We start from the raw sequence: 16,924 nt of genomic DNA, 5'->3' as shown, positions 1-16,924 counted from the left end.
ACTATTCTTTATTTGTGTAGCTTTTTGGCCAGTTTCCTTTAGTGAACACTTCTTCCATAGAACCTACTTTTAAAGCCGGACCGTTAACACCGTCAACAGATACTACTTGTTTTTCTTTTTCTACTAAGTAAGGCTCTTGGTCATCTAAAACAATTGATTTATCTACGCTTGCTTCAAATACTGAAAACTCATCTAATTTTCCAGCTTTAAGAACAAACTTAGCACCTTCTTTACCAACAGTAACATCCATCATTTTTTTGTAACGATCACTTCCTTTAAAAAGAGAATCTTTTACAGAGTAATAACTTAGCGTATCTATTAATGTAATAGTTTTCATGGTTTCTACACCACCAAATGCTTTGGTGCGCTCTTCATCTAAAACTAAAGTATCACGTCTTTGTGTAATTGGCACTTTTCCTGTTTCTACAAATTTGATAAGCTTATCAAAATTGTCTGTGTAAGATCCGTTAACATCTTTATAGGCTAATTCAGAATCTCTAATGTCAATTAATCTATCAATAACAACAGAAAAACGTTTTTCTTTTAATTCATTAAACTGTATTTCTTTATATACAGACATATAAGTTGTGTAACCTAAGAAAATAATTAAAATCCAAAGTAATATATTAATTACCGGCTTTATTTTCTTCGGAACAAATTTATCAATTACCCACACAATCACTATAGTCAATACTATAATTAATACAATTGCTAAAATTACCATAGATACATTTTTATTAGTTAAGGTCTATCGCAAATCTACAATTTTTTTTTGTTGCTTAAAACTATCTAAATAAAATTAATTAAAAAAATACAACTTAATTGAATATGGCCTCTAAAAATAGAGAATAATAGTATCTTGCTATATATTTATTTTGAGTTGATTTCCACTTTTTTACACGTTATAAAATATATTCTTTTTTAATTAATTAAAGGTTTTTTTAGACCAATTAAAAAGGGTGAAATATCGTAAAAAAGACAATAATTGAATGTAAATATCAGCTATAATCAATTTAAAATGTTTTAAATCAGTTCTGTATATGATTTCTAATGCTTCTGCATTCTATTCGCTTTTAAAATCTAAATTTCCTTTTGCACCAACGTCTAAACAAGACATGGTGTTAATGCAATTGTCTCAATTTATTTTTGATACTAATAAAAATTCAATCTATTTACTAAAAGGGTACGCAGGTACCGGAAAAACGAGTATTATTGGTACAATTGTATCAAATTTATGGCAAGTAAAGCAAAGTGCCGTGTTATTAGCACCGACAGGAAGAGCAGCTAAGGTCATTTCAAATTATTCAAAAAAAGAAGCTTTTACCATTCACAAGAAGATTTATTTTCCTAAAAAAGATAAAGGAGGAGGAGTTAATTTTGTGATGCAACCTAACAAGCATAAAAACACAATTTTTATAGTTGATGAAGCATCTATGATTCCGGATACACCATCAGATACAAAAGCATTTGATAGCAGTTCGCTTCTCGATGATTTAATGCAATATGTATATTCGGGTCATAATTGTAAATTATTATTAATTGGCGATAAAGCGCAATTACCACCTGTAAAATCAGATTTAAGTCCAGCCTTGGATGAAAACAAACTCAGTTTAAACTATAATAAAGATGTTGTAGGAATAGAATTGGATGAAGTTGTAAGACAAGAACAAGATTCCGGTATTTTAAGCAACGCAACAGAATTAAGAGCCGTTTTAGAATCTAACTTTTATGAGAGTTTTAAATTCGATTTAAACGGATTTACAGATAGTGTACGTTTAATTGACGGTTATGAAATTATGGATGCTATTAACGATGCATACAGTGCAGATGGTTACGAAGAAACCGCTATTATTGTTAGAAGTAACAAGCGTGCAAATGCATACAACCAACAAATAAGGCAACGTATTTTATTTAATGAATCAGAATTGTCTGCTGGCGATTATTTAATGGTGGTTAAGAATAATTATTTTTGGTTGAAGCCTGCAAGCGAAGCTGGATTTATTGCTAATGGCGATATCATTGAAGTGCTCGAGATTTTCAGCATTAAAGAATTATATGGTTTTAGATTTGCCGAAGTAAAACTGAGATTGGTAGATTATCCTAATATGAAACCTTTTGAAACGGTTTTACTGTTAGACACAATTGATGTAGAAAGTGCTTCACTCAGTTATGAAGAATCTAACCGCTTATACCAAGAGGTTTCTAAAGATTATGAAGGTGAAACAAAATACAAGCGCTTCCTTGGCGTTAAGAATAATAAGTATTTTAATGCCTTACAAGTCAAGTTTTCTTATGCTATAACTTGTCATAAATCTCAAGGTGGACAGTGGAATACCATTTTTGTAGAGCAACCGTATTTACCAAATGGTATGGATAGAGATTACATACGTTGGTTATATACAGCGATTACTAGAGCGAAGGATAAACTCTATTTAATAGGCTTTAAGGATGAGATGTTTGTTGAAAAGAATGATTTTTAGTCTAAAAGTCTAAAAGTCTAAAAGTCTAAAAGTCTAATTAATCTATATAAATATGACAGAAACAATACTAAGTATATTTTTAGGTATCGGTCTTTCCGCTTCAGTAGGTTTTAGAGTGTTTTTACCTTTGTTCGCGTTAAGTTTAGCAGCCTATTTTAATGTTTGGGAACTTAATGAATCTTGGCAATGGATTGGCAGTGTAACAGCTGTTATTACGTTGGGCATAGCAACTATAGTAGAAATTGTAGCGTATTATATTCCTGTGGTTGATAATTTTTTAGATACCATAGCTATTCCATTGGCAACTATTGCAGGTACTGCAGTTATGGTCTCGACGGTTGCAGATTTAAGTCCTGTTATAACTTGGGCATTAGCGATTATTGCAGGTGGAGGCACAGCAGCAGCTGTAAAAAGTTCTGCAAGTGCAACACGATTAGGCTCTACAGTATCTACAGCAGGTTTTGGAAATCCAATAGTTTCAACAATAGAAACCGGAACCTCAATAGTAATGTCCATAGTCTCTATATTTTTACCAATACTGGCTATTATTTTAGTCTTCTTTATATTCTATATGGTTTTTAAACTCTATAAAAAGTTACGCGGAAATTGATCGAAATCGGCTTTTAAATCTTATTTTTGAATCTGAACTCATTTTATAGAGATGAAAATTATATCCATGATTCCTGCACGTTATAGTGCGTCGCGATTTCCAGGTAAGTTGATGCAAAATTTAGCAGGAAAATCCGTTATTTTAAGAACATATGAAGCCACAGTTGCCACTGAATTATTTAGTGAAGTCTACGTGGTTACAGATAGTGACATCATTTTTAATGAGATTGTAAATAATGGTGGTAAAGCTATTATGAGCATTAAAGAACACGAATCTGGAAGTGATAGAATAGCGGAAGCTGTTGCTCATATAGATTGCGATATAGTAATAAATGTGCAAGGAGACGAGCCTTTTACAGAACGTGAAAGTCTGGCAAAAGTTGTTGAAGTCTTTAAAGCGGATAAAGACAAAGAAATAGATTTAGCCTCTTTAATGGTAGAAATTAGCGATTGGGAAGAAATTAGTAATCCCAATACGGTTAAAGTTATTGTAGATCAGCAAAATTTTGCGTTATATTTTTCCCGAAGTCCAATTCCTTTTCCAAGAGATAAAAATGTAGGAACCCGTTACTTTAAACATAAAGGAATTTATGCGTTTAGAAAAGAAGCTTTATTAGAATTTACCGTTTTACCAATGCAGTTTCTTGAAGCTTCAGAGAAAATTGAATGCATCAGATATTTAGAATACGGAAAACGTATTAAAATGGTCGAAACCAAAATAGAAGGAGTAGAAATAGATACACCAGAAGATTTAGAAAAAGCTAAGCGTTTGTGGAAGTAGATTACAGCAACATAAAAGTCATTGGTTTTGATGCAGATGATACGTTATGGGTTAACGAAACTTACTTTAGAGAAGCTGAAGAAGAAGTTGGTCAACTATTATCGCATTACGAGACGCCAAATAAAATAGACCAAGAGCTATTTAGAATGGAAATTGTAAACCTTCCAACATACGGTTATGGAGTAAAAGGTTTTATATTATCTATGATTGAATTGGCTGTGGATTTATCCAATGGAACAGTTTCTAATGATGTCATTTCTAAAATACTAGTTCTAGGTAAAGACATGATTAATAAACCCATTGAATTGCTCGATGGAGTAGAAGAGGTACTTAAAGTATTGTCTAAAGATTATAGGTTAATTGTAGCTACAAAAGGCGATTTATTAGATCAAGAACGAAAATTAGAAAAATCAGGATTGTTAAAATATTTTCATCATATTGAAGTCTTAAGTGAAAAGCATGATACTAATTATGAACACTTATTAAAACGATTAGATATTAAGCCAGAAGCTTTTTTAATGGTTGGTAATTCCCTTAAATCTGATATTTTACCATTAGTAAAAATTGGATCTCAGGCCATTCATGTGCCATTTCATACCACTTGGCAACATGAAACCGTATCAAAAAAAGAAGCTAATGGATCGGATTATAAAACGGTAGAGAATTTAACGGAAATTTTAAGTTTTTTTAATTCGTAATTTGAAAATATTAGATAAACATACCTGGAATAGACAAGCTCATTTTGAGTTTTTTAATACATTTAATGATCCCTATTTTGGAGTTACTATAAAGGTAGATGTCACTAAAGCTTACGAGTTTTCTCGTTTGCACGAGGTGTCTTTTTTTGTGACTTATTTGCATGCAACTATGAGTGCTGTAAATGACGTAGAGAATTTAAAATACAGAATAAACGACGCTAACGAGGTTGTTGTTTTTGATACTATTCATGCCTCTCCAACGATATTAAGACCAAATAAAACGTTTGGATTCACGTTTGTGAAATATGATGAAGATATTCTTAAATTTCAAGCTAATTTTTTAGAAGAAAAAGAAAGAGTATTTAATTCAAATGATTTGTTTCCGCCTGAAAATTCAATGGATTGCGTACATTGTTCATCGTTGCCATGGGTTAATTTTACAGGTCACAAAGAACCGTTTAAAGGTGAAAAAGATTCCATACCAAAATTAGCTTTTAGTAAAATGGAAAGTATAGGATCAAAAAAAGAAATGCATGTAGCAATAAGTGTTAATCATGCCTTGGTAGATGGCTACCATGTTGGACTTTTTAATGAAAGATTACAATTTCATTTAAATAGTCAAGAAATCTAAACTAAGTTGTTATTTTTGTTAAAGATATAAAGTAAATGATATACAAAAATTATCCAATGGTGTCCAGAGTAGTTTTCGGACGTGGAAGTTTCAATCAACTCGATGAAATTCTCGCGCCAAAACGCAAAGGACGTAATGCACCATTTATATTTTATGTTGATGATGTCTTTAAGGGCAATCATTGGTTAACGTCTAGAATACGATTGTCTTACAAAGACAAAATTATATATGTTCCTACATTAGAAGAGCCTAAAACAGATCAAATAGATCAGTTGGTAGAAGATATTATCCTTGAGTATAGCGAACTGCCATCTGGTATTATTGGTATCGGAGGTGGTATTGTTTTAGATGTTGCAAAAGCGGTGTCTTTAATGCTTACTAATAAAGGAGAGTCTAAAGATTACCAAGGTTGGGATTTAATTAAACAACCAGCTATTTTTCATGTTGGTATTCCTACAATTTCTGGTACAGGAGCAGAAGTATCTAGAACTACGATTTTAACAGGTCCTGTAAGAAAACTAGGAATTAATAGTGATTTTACACCTTTTGATCAAGTAGTCTTAGATCCAGAATTAACTAAAGATGTACCAAAAGATCAATGGTTTTATACAGGTATGGATTGCTTTGTACATTGTGTAGAATCTTTAACAGGAACATATTTAAATGCCTTCAGTCAGAGTTATGGAGAGAAAGCATTTGAGCTTTGTAAAGAAATATTTTTAGAAGATACTTTAAGCAAAGAAGAGGCTCAAGATAAGTTAATGATGGCATCATGGCACGGCGGAATGAGTATTGCGTATTCTCAAGTTGGTGTTGCACACGCATTAAGTTACGGTTTAGGCTATTTATTGGGTGTTAAGCATGGTATTGGTAACTGTATTGTATTTGATCACTTGGAGGATTATTATCCTGAAGGTGTTGCTATTTTTAAGCAAATGAAGGCCAAACACAATATTGAGTTACCTCAAGGTATTTGTGCTAATTTAGATCAAGATCAATTTGATAAAATGATCGATGTGGCGTTAAGTTTAGAGCCGCTTTGGGAAAATGCCATTGGTAAAAACTGGAAAACCATTATGACCAGACAAAAACTTCTGGACCTTTACAAAAAGATGTAATTCTAATTCATGTTTTTTAACCTTATAAATCAAATAGTTGTAGATGCTTTGGTTAGCTAAATTTATTTATTTTAAGTTATTAGGTTGGAAAGTTGTTGGAAACACTACTTTTTCTCAAGACACCGTTAAAAAAGCGGTTATAATAGCAGCTCCTCATACAAGTTGGGCAGATTTCTACATATCCCTTTTGTTAAGAAAAGTGACTCACCTCAATACTAACTTTATTGGAAAGAAAGAACTCTTTACATGGCCATTTGGTTATTATTTTAGAGCTGTAGGCGGAAAAGCTTTAGATAGAACTTCCGGACAAAACAAAGTAGAGTCTATTGCAAAGTTTTTTGAAGGCGAAGACGAGTTTAGACTGGCATTATCACCAGAAGGAACGAGAAAAAAAGTAGATAAATGGAAAACAGGATTCTACTATATTGCTAAAAAAGCCAACGTTCCTATTATTATGTACACGTTCGATTTTAAAAATAAGCAAAATAAAATATCAGAACCTTTCTATCCTACAGACAATGTAGAAGCCGATTTTAAATTTATGAAATCTTTTTTTAAAGGAGTTGAAGGAAAAGTAAAAGCATATAGCTAGATACTATGATTTGTGGCACAAGATTTGATTTATATAAAGTGCGATGAAACATAAAGTAAACTCTGAGTCCCTAAAAAGAAACATTGTAAATTAAATATTATAAAAAAAGCTATCTATTAATTTAGATGGCTTTTTTCTTTTAAAAACTGATCTAAAAGCGCATTGGTTTTTCCTTGTAGTTTATTTTTAAAGAATTGCATACCACCAAAAAATATACCTTTAATTCCCATAGCTTGTTTTGCCCATTTGTGTAAATCAAATTCATCAGTCTGTTCTATAATTAGACCATCTTTAAATTTAAATGAAGCATCAATTTTGTTATGTACTTTTCTACCTGTTTGACTAAACGTATAAAACGCTTCCCAATGTGCAGAACCAATGGTGTCATTGGCTTTTATTTCTGAGAATTCAACTTTAAACCCTTTTCCATTTTGAGACTTACAGAGCATTAACCACATCGCTTTGGCACGTTCTCCTTTTAAAATACCAAAGGCAGGATCTTTAAAGACAACATCGTCATGATAACAAGACACCATAGTTGGACCATCGCTATTGTTTAAAGCTGTGTAAAATTTTTCTATAATAAGTGTCATCATGTTCAAATTATTTTAAGAGTTATAAAACCATAAATATCAAAATTACGTAAGTAAAGTGCTATTGATAACTATTCTTTTATTTGAATGGGATTTAATTGTCATGAAAAGGAAAAGGCCATCTTTAATTAGGTGGCTTTTTTATTCAATAGTAATTTTGTTTCTAAAACCAATATCAGTGCGTTCGTCAAACAGAAAATCATAATAATTTGCTTCGCCTTTTGTACCATTAATTAAAATTTTGGCTCTTCCTATTTCTAATCCAGATTTATTATATGCTTTGGCAATTACTTCTTTATTCAGGTCTTTATCAAATATTAGGTATAACGTGAGTTTATTATTTTTACTGCTAGAATGACTGTCAATATCATAAACACCAGTTTTTAAACCATTTTCTTGTAAATCCTTAGAAAGGGTAATCTTACACTCTAATGTCTTGTCTACACCTTCAGAAACCCCTTCAAAAAACTCAGTCGCACTTTCTCCAACAACTTCTCCTCCTTTGTTAATTCCTTCTTTTGTCTTCGTCGCTATTCTGTTACAAGATAGAAAGCTTAATAGAATAACTAAGGTTGCTAATTGGTAAATCTTCATATCGAAAATATTTTATAATTTAAAAATAAATAAAGTTACTGCAATTAATGCGTATACTTTTTAATCTTATCCATGATCTTCTGTAATTTAGAATAGACAAAAGCATTGGTTTTTCCATAATAAAATGAAATAAAACAAACTGTGGTAAGAAAAACTAAAGCACCAAGTATTGCTTGCCAAGGTTCTAGAGTTCTACCAATAAGTTGGTGTAAGCCAAGACCTGTAAAACTACCGTAAATGATAATAAAATGAATCACGTAAATGGATAAGGTTTTTTGCCCTATTCTTAGAACTAAAGGCTGCTTTATATAATCCTCTGCCAAATAGAATAACCCAAATAAAACTAAAACATTTCCAAGTCTAGTGAATAAATAATTATAATAAGCAACGTCTTTACAAATTGAAATATCAAAAACGTGATACAGTTTCATGAGTAACCAAGACGACCCAAATACGAGAGAAATACCAAAGACAAAAAATCCAGACACAATGGCTATTTTAAACTTAGGACGTTCCACATAACGATAAAATAACGTCGAAATAAAAGCTCCAAACGCGACATAGCCAAACCAAGGAATTATAGTAAAAACAGATCCATTAGCCTTACTAAAATAATTAGAGAGTCCTAAAGGAATATGTGGTAATTCTAAATATCTGTAAAGCGGTTCAGTTACAAAGATGGCTATGCCTAAGATGAGCATTAACAGGGAAAAAATTAAGGTCTTTTTGCACGTAATTCTATAGATAATAACAATACATATTAGAGATAAACCAATGCATTGTAAAACATCAACAATAAGAAAGTAATCGTTAAATTCTCCTATAAGCCATTCAAAAAGCGGAACACGAAGTAAGTAGCCAATTCCAATGAGCATAAGCCCTCGCGTGAATCCTTTGCGCATACGTTTCTTTATATTTCCGCTGTTTTTTGCACGTATTAATAAGTAAGAAAAAATAAGACCAGAGATGGTGAAAAATGTCGGAGCTGTAATCCCTCTAAAATATTCCCAAGTTTTAAAAACAGTATTACTGCTGTCTCTATAGGAGGCATCTAAAAGTGTGTCTATAAAATGACCTTGCAACATCATTAAGATGGCAAATGCTCTTACAGCATCAATAAAATACAGACGATTTACTTTCAAATTAATAGTGGTTGGACTGCAAATGTACTATTTAGGAATTAACTGAGTTTTTATTCCGTTTTATTTTGTGAAGATTGCTTCTTTTTAGACTTAGCAGCGTTCGCTAACGGATTAAAATCCAAGCATAAGTCTATCCAATAAGACAAGTCGTTTTCGGTATCAAAACCATCTGGAGTTATATAAATATAGCCTTTCATTGGTTTTCGGCTAAAATCCATGGGTAAGCAGTCTGGTTTTTCAATTTCGTTTTGGTAAACCGCTTCTCCAATTCTAGCCATTATGAGGCTGTCTCCATAATTTTTATTAATATGGATGTGACAAAGCATTTTGTTATCGACTTTAAAAAGTAAACCTCCCATCATTTTTAATTCATCAAAATGTATGTGTTTTTCATTTAGTTGAAGCCTAATTCGGTCTGCTAAATATTCATCGTAAGCCATGAAGGTTTTTTTATTAAGGGAAATCGTATTAATTCATTTTAGGGTCAGATCTAAGCACTCCAGAATTTGTGTGCACATTTCCTACTTCTGTAATTACCACACCTTCAGGTCCTGCCATTTGCCAGTGTGGAGATTCCGCTTTTGCTAATGACGCAAAATCACCTTCTTCAGCTTCAATAATATAGTTGGAGGTAACTTTACCATCCCAATGTTCTTTTGGGACTACAACTTGCGGAAATTGATCACGATTGTTTTCTCCAATACCTACAATATAACTTTTGCCATGTCTTACTTGCCAACCTTCCATTTTTACAGGATTACCTTCGGCAGCAAAATGCATGTGTTCGCCAAGCATTTGATTGGGTAATAAGAAGATATCCATTAGCATATATTTGTCTTCTGTATTATTCACAAACATTACAGAAGCCAAACCTAATTGGGCATAATTACCTTGGTTATAATCTGTAAGCCATATTTTTTCTCTTAAACCATCAAAAATTGGATAATTATGATATTCAAGCATTTCCATTAAAGCGTCTTTTGCTTTTTCTTCTAAAAATTTTCCATCTGCATCATAGAATTGCGCATTGGTAAATTTTAATTCTTTTTTTACGTCTTTTTTAATTTCTGTTTTAGATTCTACAACTGTGGTTTGTTCGGTTTTATTGGCACAACTAGATAATAAAACACCAATAATTACAGTACATGAAAGCATAATATGTTTCATAAAATATTTGATTTTAAGATAAAAGTTAATCTAAATATAGTGGAATCAAATGTGGATTGCGAATGCCTGTTTTATTTTTAATCCGATTTTAAGAATTAAGAATATCATCACTATTTTATTTTCAATTTTCGAAAAAATTATGAAAAACAAGATGCAATTGATAATGTGAGATTATGGTCTTTTGAGTTAAAAAAGGAAGTGAGCGCTTTGATGTACTTATGGTTTGTTTTTTTAGTCTTTAACACTTAATCCTTTTTTTATTGGTTTTAGCCTTACAACTTTAATGTTTTCATAATTAATATTTTCATCCTTTATTTTATATTCCAATTTAAAAAAATCAATGCATTTTAAAGGTTGAAAATACACATCCTGATAATAAAGGGTCAAAGTTTTGTTGATTATTTTGTATCCTCCTTCAAAATGGGGACAACCCGTTTCTTCAGTAAAATAGGTCAAAGTCAAAATTCCATTATTCCTTTTCTCTATAACTTTTCCATGCGTATTATTTTCAGCATTAGCATAACCAATTGTTTCTTGTCCAAAGGAAATAAGTTTCGTTTTCATTTCGTCATTAATTCCGCCTTCTTCATAAGTACAGCTCAAGAATAGAGTTATAAAAGTTAAAATGATAGTTAAATTTCTCATAAGGTGTTAAACAAGGTGTAATTGATAATGTCTGGTTGTGGTCTTCTGAGTTGAATTAAGAATTATAAGAATAGATTTTGAAGTTACGCTTACGGTCTTGTGTATAAATTAGTTGCGTGGTTTAGCAAGTAATTTAGCAAAAATTGAACGAACCTGAGAAAATTCCAGCGGAATTTTCACACGTAATCTAAAAAAAGCAATTAATTATACACGGTGTTATATGCTGTTTAATCAGTAGTTTATTCAATTTCACAGATATCATAACATGATTTTTTCCACAAGTATAATTTTCAATCTAATTTGGCTCTTAAAAATTAATAGAATCTTTTACTATAGTTAGCATAAATTCTATTTTATTACAATTTACCTTGTCTTTCTTTTAAAAGAAAAAATCAGTAAACTTAACAACAGTATTGCACCAACAATTAAATAATATTTTAAATAACTAGCAGTTTCTGTGGTGATATTAAAAGATGAAGCAGTGTTGTCTGTAATTGCTTCTTCCTTTTTTCCGTCCTTGTTTACATACCAATGATAGTTTTTTTGAGAGTTACTCTGTTCAAACATCATGGTATTTGAAACTTTACTAATATCTGAACCCTCGAATATTAATGTGTAACGTGTGGCATGGTTATGTTCTTCATTATTCTTTTCAAGAACAACTTTTAATAAATGTAATTGTTTGTCTTTTGTGTCAAAAATTTTTAACTTCTCTTTGGTGTAACGTAAAAATATGTCATTAATATCTTCTATTGTTTTAGCATTATTATAATTAGAATCGAATGCAATTAAGGCATTTCGAATACTCCATGAAAATTCAGCATGAATTATAGTTTGAGTACCTTCTGTTGTAATATCAAAATAAGCTATATCAGAATCATGTGCATACGTAAAAGGTATACACATGATAAAGAATAAACATGATAAATATAATTTATACATATTTGATTCGTTTTTTAAGATTTTTTTTAATTCCCTGGCCCTTGTTGGAAGTCATCAGAAGGTGTTCCTCTAAAGTATCTTGGGATACTTGGAAAAGAATCACCATCAGTCAATATATAATAAAATGTACCATTAGGAAACTCAGGGGTTACACCTGTTCTTCCATTCGCCTCATCAAGAGTTCCGAGTCCATCAACATACTCGTAATCTGCAGAATATGCACCATTGTACTCAGAACAAGGTGCCGATACACCATCTCCAGGTCTATCGCCTGTTAACAATTCATAACTTGAGGTCATTTCTATAACAGCAGAGCTACTATCATCAGCATCAGTGTATGCGTATTTATAATAAATAGGATAACCATCAGCAGCCCATCCAACTTGTACCATTTCAGTTCCGTCGGCATCTGCAACTAAATCATATAATGTTGGTGTACCATGATGATGATATTTACCAGTAGGTTGAACATGTGAGTAGTTACAGTCTAAACCTATTGGAACATTTAATGCTTCTAAATTCCAATCCCAATTTACATCAGGATCCATAACTCCAAGATCACTATGTGGCCAAGGTTCAGCTGCAATAGGGTCTAATTCAACACCATCTAATAAGACACCAAAAATATATTCAGGACCATTATCGCCCTCTAGCGAAATTAAATTTCCTGTAAGTTCAGGATCTGTAGTTATTGTATAAGTTTCATTCTGTTCGGTAATATCTCCATTAATAAAGGTTCCTACTAAATGATCAGGAATACTATTAGTTGTGATAACCCTATCAGTTCCATCAATACTAATTGTTACAGATGAATCAAAAGCTAATTGTGTATCACAAACTCCACTTCCTTCTGCCAATTCTTGTTGAACACATTCTGAATTGTCCGTTTCCTCATCTGCATCCGAATTATCATCAGAACTACATGATTCTAAACCTAAAGCCATTATAAAAAGTGATAAGGATAAGGCAATAAAGCGCATTGATGTTAGTTTAATTTTCATAACTTTATAAGTTTTAATTTAATATATTCTATTTTAGATGTCTTCTTATTAAAAAGACCTTGTGCAAGTTAGTTTTTTTTAAATTTTTTTATGAGGTTTTCTTTTTTTTTAATAGCATATAACGGTATTGCCATTTCGTTGTTTTTTTTAGAGATGCAACTTATTTACTTGAATTTTTAGTTTTTTTATATATTGCCCATAATAGTAGTCCACTAAAAAACACAATACAACTTGTTCCGATTATTTTTCCAAGAGTTGAATCATTCGTGTTTAGAATATAAATTCCTAATAAAATAAATAATATAGAATAGCCAAACCCTTGTAATAATTTCATCATTTTTTATTTGTTAAGTTTATTAATATTATTCTTTTCAATTCCGATTGAGTGAGCAAATCCGCAACTTGCTTACTCCTAATTCAATTCGGGTTTAGTCTTACAGTTCAGATTTCAATTTTACAAACAAGCTAAAAACTCTATTTTTCGTTTCATTTCTTTTTCATAAATGTCTCAACTTTTGCGAAAATATTTATAATCCCTAAAATGACACCAGTTATAATTCCAACAAAAAGTCCTTTTGCAAATGTTTTCATAATAGCAGAAATGTCATAAAGTCCAATATCAAATAAGTCACGAACAATTACAAATACTGCAATTGGAATACTCAAAATAATGGCTTTTTTAAAATAATAGAAATTGTTTTTTTTCATAATTTTTGTTTTAGTTAGATTGCTTTTTGCCAATGTCTAGTCCTGAAATATGGCTACAGGTTAAAATTGAATGTAGGCTGATAATTTGTATACCATATTTGGTGTTTTATAATCTAAAGATAAGTGTAATCTTATTTCGTTGTATAAATTAATTGCATTTTTTGCAGCTCTCTTTGCGTGTGCTACGTTTTCAAAGGTTTGGTCTAGATAGAACTCATCTTTTAAGATGCCATTTACACGTTCTGCCATCGCATTTTCGTAACAATGATTTTCCTCTGTCATACTAATATCTATCTTTTTTCTTTTGAGTATTTGTGTGTATACGTTGCTACAATACTGTATTCCTCTATCAGAGTGGTGTATTAGTCCTTTAATGTTTTTAGCTTGATAAATGGCCTTATTTATGGCTCTCACGCATCCTTTAAGCTCTAGGCTATCACTTAGGTCATAACCAACTATTTTCCTAGAGTACATGTCTGTTATTAAAGCTAGATAACAAAATCCTTTTATTGTTCTAATGTATGTTATATCAGATGCCCAAACTTGATTTGGTCAACGACTAAAAGTTTGGTCTCTAAAGTGGCTTTTTGGTAGCTTTTTTTTCGCCAGTGTTCATTTTGTGTTTTCATAAGTGACTATAATTAATGGTTTAATTTTTAGTCAACCTATTTCAGGAAAGTTCATCGTTCATATGTTGCACAACGGTCTTGTATATGAAAAGTAGCGTTTAGGTATTCAATACTTTTCTCTTTGCCTAAAGATATTAAAAAAGCGCAAACCATTATGATTTGCGCTTAATTAGCTATTTTTTATATACGTTGTTAGCAAACGTTTTATTCTATTTAGTTTGTAGCGAAATTAGCTATACTAGTTCCGCCATTTGTTACTGTATTGTCAGCATATTTTACGTATGGCCTAAAATAGTATTGAGTTCCTGACATTAGAGGTTCTGCTACAGCAGAATAACTAGTAATTACAATAGTACCTTCGTTATGTATACCATCAAAATTCTCAATTGCATTTGTACTACTGTTAGTGAAATCGCTATTTACACTATATTCAACACCAAATTCTATAGGCATTTCTTTAACAACATTATTAATATTTAATGTTACTGTGATAAAGTCTGTCTGAATTAAAAACGCGTCTGATTCTATATCTATAGTAACATTTCTACTAGTACTCGCATCAACATCAGTACTTGCTTGTATCTCGTTTCCATAGAAATAAGTGCCATCACTGTATTCAAAATAACCTCTTATAAAATAAGTTTGACCACTTGTTAAATTTTCTATATAGCCTGTTGCATCAGAATTACTACCAGATATACCTGAAGTATTATTAGCACCAACTTCAGGGTTAGATGAAGTACCATAAACAAAACCTCTGTCTGTTACTGTCCCAAAACCACTATCTTCTTGAAAAGTTCCCGAAACTATTAGATTTACAGTCCCATCAAAATTTATAAAAAAATCTGTGTTGGAATTAGTTGTAAAGCTACTATTATCTGTTGGTGGATTCATAGAATCATCATCGCTAGAACAACTAAATGTTAAGCTTAAAGTTAATAAGCAAATTACTGTTTTAAATAAATTTTTAATTTTCATTTTTTTTAATTTTTAGCGCACTTTTGCGCAATTATTTATTTTGTTATTTTGGTTTTACTAAATACTTTAATTAATGTATAAATTGTAATAAACTGAAGTAGTGGAAAAATAATAAGTAGGTCTACCCTAAATGCATCTTTGTTTTTTATAAGACTCCATTCTGTTATAAGTAATTCCCAAGAAATGAAAAGAATCCAGATAAAGATTATTACCATCAAAGTCAGTTTATTAGTCTTCATAATTCTAATTCTTGATTTGCTGGTGCAAAGATACGGCCAAGGACTATTTTTTAAGTCTTAAAAAAGGCTTGTTGAGTCTAGAAAACCGTTTTCTAGACTTATTACATAATTATAGACTCGTGTAGTTTTATGATAATGTGTTGTTTTTAAACGATGTAGGTGTAAGGGAAGTGTGTTTTTTAAAAACACTATAAAATGTTGCTTTTGAGCTAAATCCTGAGTCAAAAGCTATTCCTAACATATTTAAATGATCGTTTGAAGTATCTAATAATAACTTTTTTGCTTCTTCTACTCGATAATGATTTACAAATTGATTAAAGTTTTTGTCAGACTCGTCTCGTATGAGTTCCGATAAATTCCGTTGCGTTATTTTAAGTTTTAAAGACACATCTGCTAAAGATAAATTGGGCTCTAAAAATAATTTTTCATCATCCATTAATGCAATTAACTTTTCATAATGATCTTTATTATTAGTTTTTAATCTATTATTGGTTTCATTAACATCACTTTGTTGATGGTCTATCTTTTTAATACTAGCGATTTTAGTAACAAAAAGCTTAGACTGCTTTATACCGGAAATCCCTATCCAGAAAATAAAAACGACATTAATTATTGAAATGGCTGGATAGATGTAATCAACATAAAATATTCCTTCTAAAAAAAGTGAAGACAATATAATAATCAGAAAGGTAAACAGAAACATAAGAACACCCTTTGCCCAAGTGAGTAATTTTCCTTCTGTATTTGAGTAAAATTCTTCAACTTTTGTTTTTTGCTTATTAATGAATTTAATAGTTAGAAAGATATAATATATTGAATAAGCAAATGATAATATTTCAATCAGAGACAATACATTAGAAAAACTTTCTGAATTATGCAATTTTACTTTTGTACCCACACTTAGCATAAAAAGTACTGTATAACTTATAAATTCTAGTATTCCAGGCAAAAGGATGAGTACAATTTTCTTTTTAGTTAAATTAATATTAGAAATTCCTTTAACATATATATAGAATAAAGGAAGTATTAAATAAAAAAAGTTAAATGGTAAAAACAGCAACCAAGGTTCAGATTCAAGAATGTTTAAATCGTGAAGGATTGAGTTTAAGAGTTCTGCGCAATACGCAATTAAAAATAAGCCTAAAAAAAGCTTGGGTTTTATGCGTCTGCCCTCGATTATTAATACCAAGCCTAAAAACACACCTTGAACTAACCCGAGTATATCGATTAAACTGACAATGTTATAGTTAATTTCCATTTACGTAATTATGAATAGAATTCTAGGAATGAATAATGTTGATGTATTATACTGATATAGGTTGACTCTTTTTGGTTAATATTTAGACGTTCAAAAGATTTCTTTTAGCCGTTTAGAAG

20 protein-coding genes are annotated in these 16,924 nt (G+C 30.9%); 7 read left to right on the top strand and 13 right to left on the bottom strand.

Annotation, left to right across the window (positions count from 1 at the left end):
• Window position 1: 1 nt before the first annotated feature.
• Entirely contained in the window at window positions 2–724 is a 723-nt protein-coding gene (locus HM981_RS06010; RefSeq protein WP_179337711.1) for a hypothetical protein, read from the bottom strand.
• A gap of 316 nt (window positions 725–1,040) precedes the next feature.
• On the opposite strand from HM981_RS06010, the gene HM981_RS06005 reads away from it, so the two are divergent.
• The 7 genes from HM981_RS06005 to HM981_RS05975 are packed head-to-tail and all read left to right on the top strand — an operon-like array spanning window position 1,041 to window position 6,909.
• Window positions 1,041–2,480 (top strand): ATP-dependent DNA helicase, encoded by a 1,440-nt coding sequence (locus tag HM981_RS06005; RefSeq protein ID WP_179337710.1) that lies wholly within the window; start codon window positions 1,041–1,043, stop codon window positions 2,478–2,480.
• Window positions 2,481–2,532: 52 nt separating this feature from the next.
• The gene (locus tag HM981_RS06000; RefSeq protein ID WP_179337709.1) at window positions 2,533–3,090 is read left to right on the top strand and encodes a DUF4126 domain-containing protein; all 558 of its coding nucleotides are present in this window, start codon (window positions 2,533–2,535) and stop codon (window positions 3,088–3,090) included.
• A gap of 51 nt (window positions 3,091–3,141) precedes the next feature.
• A complete protein-coding gene (kdsB, locus tag HM981_RS05995; protein WP_246286158.1) occupies window positions 3,142–3,870 on the top strand; it encodes a 3-deoxy-manno-octulosonate cytidylyltransferase in 729 nt (242 codons plus the stop codon).
• Window positions 3,861–4,568 carry an HAD family hydrolase gene (locus tag HM981_RS05990; RefSeq protein WP_179337708.1) on the top strand — a complete coding sequence of 236 codons (708 nt, stop codon included), beginning with the start codon at window positions 3,861–3,863 and terminating at the stop codon, window positions 4,566–4,568. Before kdsB ends, HM981_RS05990 begins: the two co-directional genes overlap by 10 nt.
• A gap of 1 nt (window position 4,569) precedes the next feature.
• Window positions 4,570–5,199, top strand: a complete 630-nt coding sequence (locus tag HM981_RS05985) for a CatA-like O-acetyltransferase (RefSeq protein ID WP_179337707.1) — start codon at window positions 4,570–4,572, stop codon at window positions 5,197–5,199.
• Window positions 5,200–5,234: 35 nt separating this feature from the next.
• The gene (locus HM981_RS05980; protein ID WP_179337706.1) at window positions 5,235–6,317 is read left to right on the top strand and encodes an iron-containing alcohol dehydrogenase family protein; all 1,083 of its coding nucleotides are present in this window, start codon (window positions 5,235–5,237) and stop codon (window positions 6,315–6,317) included.
• Between the two features lie 43 nt (window positions 6,318–6,360).
• Entirely contained in the window at window positions 6,361–6,909 is a 549-nt protein-coding gene (locus HM981_RS05975) for a 1-acyl-sn-glycerol-3-phosphate acyltransferase (RefSeq protein ID WP_179337705.1), read from the top strand.
• Window positions 6,910–7,025: 116 nt separating this feature from the next.
• On the opposite strand, the gene HM981_RS05970 is transcribed toward HM981_RS05975, so the two are convergent.
• From HM981_RS05970 to HM981_RS05915, 12 genes are all read right to left on the bottom strand, one after another.
• A complete protein-coding gene (locus HM981_RS05970) occupies window positions 7,026–7,505 on the bottom strand; it encodes a nuclear transport factor 2 family protein (protein ID WP_246286156.1) in 480 nt (159 codons plus the stop codon).
• Window positions 7,506–7,643: 138 nt separating this feature from the next.
• The gene (locus tag HM981_RS05965) at window positions 7,644–8,096 is read right to left on the bottom strand and encodes a hypothetical protein (protein WP_179337704.1); all 453 of its coding nucleotides are present in this window, start codon (window positions 8,094–8,096) and stop codon (window positions 7,644–7,646) included.
• 44 nt (window positions 8,097–8,140) lie between these two features.
• The gene (locus HM981_RS05960; RefSeq protein ID WP_179337703.1) at window positions 8,141–9,238 is read right to left on the bottom strand and encodes a heparan-alpha-glucosaminide N-acetyltransferase domain-containing protein; all 1,098 of its coding nucleotides are present in this window, start codon (window positions 9,236–9,238) and stop codon (window positions 8,141–8,143) included.
• Between the two features lie 50 nt (window positions 9,239–9,288).
• Complete coding sequence (locus tag HM981_RS05955) at window positions 9,289–9,678, bottom strand: RNA methyltransferase (protein WP_179337702.1); 390 nt, start codon at window positions 9,676–9,678, stop codon at window positions 9,289–9,291.
• Window positions 9,679–9,706: 28 nt separating this feature from the next.
• On the bottom strand, window positions 9,707–10,405 hold the full coding sequence (locus HM981_RS05950) for a cupin domain-containing protein (protein ID WP_179337701.1): 699 nt from the start codon (window positions 10,403–10,405) through the stop codon (window positions 9,707–9,709).
• A 231-nt stretch (window positions 10,406–10,636) separates the two neighbouring features.
• Window positions 10,637–11,050, bottom strand: coding sequence for a hypothetical protein (locus HM981_RS05945; RefSeq protein WP_179337700.1), 414 nt, complete (start codon window positions 11,048–11,050; stop codon window positions 10,637–10,639).
• Window positions 11,051–11,413: 363 nt separating this feature from the next.
• The gene (locus HM981_RS05940; RefSeq protein WP_179337699.1) at window positions 11,414–11,992 is read right to left on the bottom strand and encodes a hypothetical protein; all 579 of its coding nucleotides are present in this window, start codon (window positions 11,990–11,992) and stop codon (window positions 11,414–11,416) included.
• 26 nt (window positions 11,993–12,018) lie between these two features.
• Complete coding sequence (locus tag HM981_RS05935; protein WP_179337698.1) at window positions 12,019–12,993, bottom strand: YHYH protein; 975 nt, start codon at window positions 12,991–12,993, stop codon at window positions 12,019–12,021.
• A 486-nt stretch (window positions 12,994–13,479) separates the two neighbouring features.
• The gene (locus HM981_RS05930; RefSeq protein WP_179337697.1) at window positions 13,480–13,701 is read right to left on the bottom strand and encodes a hypothetical protein; all 222 of its coding nucleotides are present in this window, start codon (window positions 13,699–13,701) and stop codon (window positions 13,480–13,482) included.
• Between the two features lie 60 nt (window positions 13,702–13,761).
• Window positions 13,762–14,211, bottom strand: a complete 450-nt coding sequence (locus tag HM981_RS05925; protein ID WP_317167170.1) for a DDE-type integrase/transposase/recombinase — start codon at window positions 14,209–14,211, stop codon at window positions 13,762–13,764.
• A gap of 332 nt (window positions 14,212–14,543) precedes the next feature.
• The gene (locus HM981_RS05920) at window positions 14,544–15,308 is read right to left on the bottom strand and encodes a hypothetical protein (protein WP_179337696.1); all 765 of its coding nucleotides are present in this window, start codon (window positions 15,306–15,308) and stop codon (window positions 14,544–14,546) included.
• Window positions 15,309–15,674: 366 nt separating this feature from the next.
• The gene (locus HM981_RS05915; RefSeq protein WP_179337695.1) at window positions 15,675–16,805 is read right to left on the bottom strand and encodes a helix-turn-helix domain-containing protein; all 1,131 of its coding nucleotides are present in this window, start codon (window positions 16,803–16,805) and stop codon (window positions 15,675–15,677) included.
• Window positions 16,806–16,924: the final 119 nt, after the last annotated feature.

Source organism: Winogradskyella ludwigii, assembly GCF_013403985.1.
Classification (GTDB): domain Bacteria; phylum Bacteroidota; class Bacteroidia; order Flavobacteriales; family Flavobacteriaceae; genus Winogradskyella; species Winogradskyella ludwigii.
This window is presented reverse-complemented; position numbering and strand designations above follow the sequence as displayed.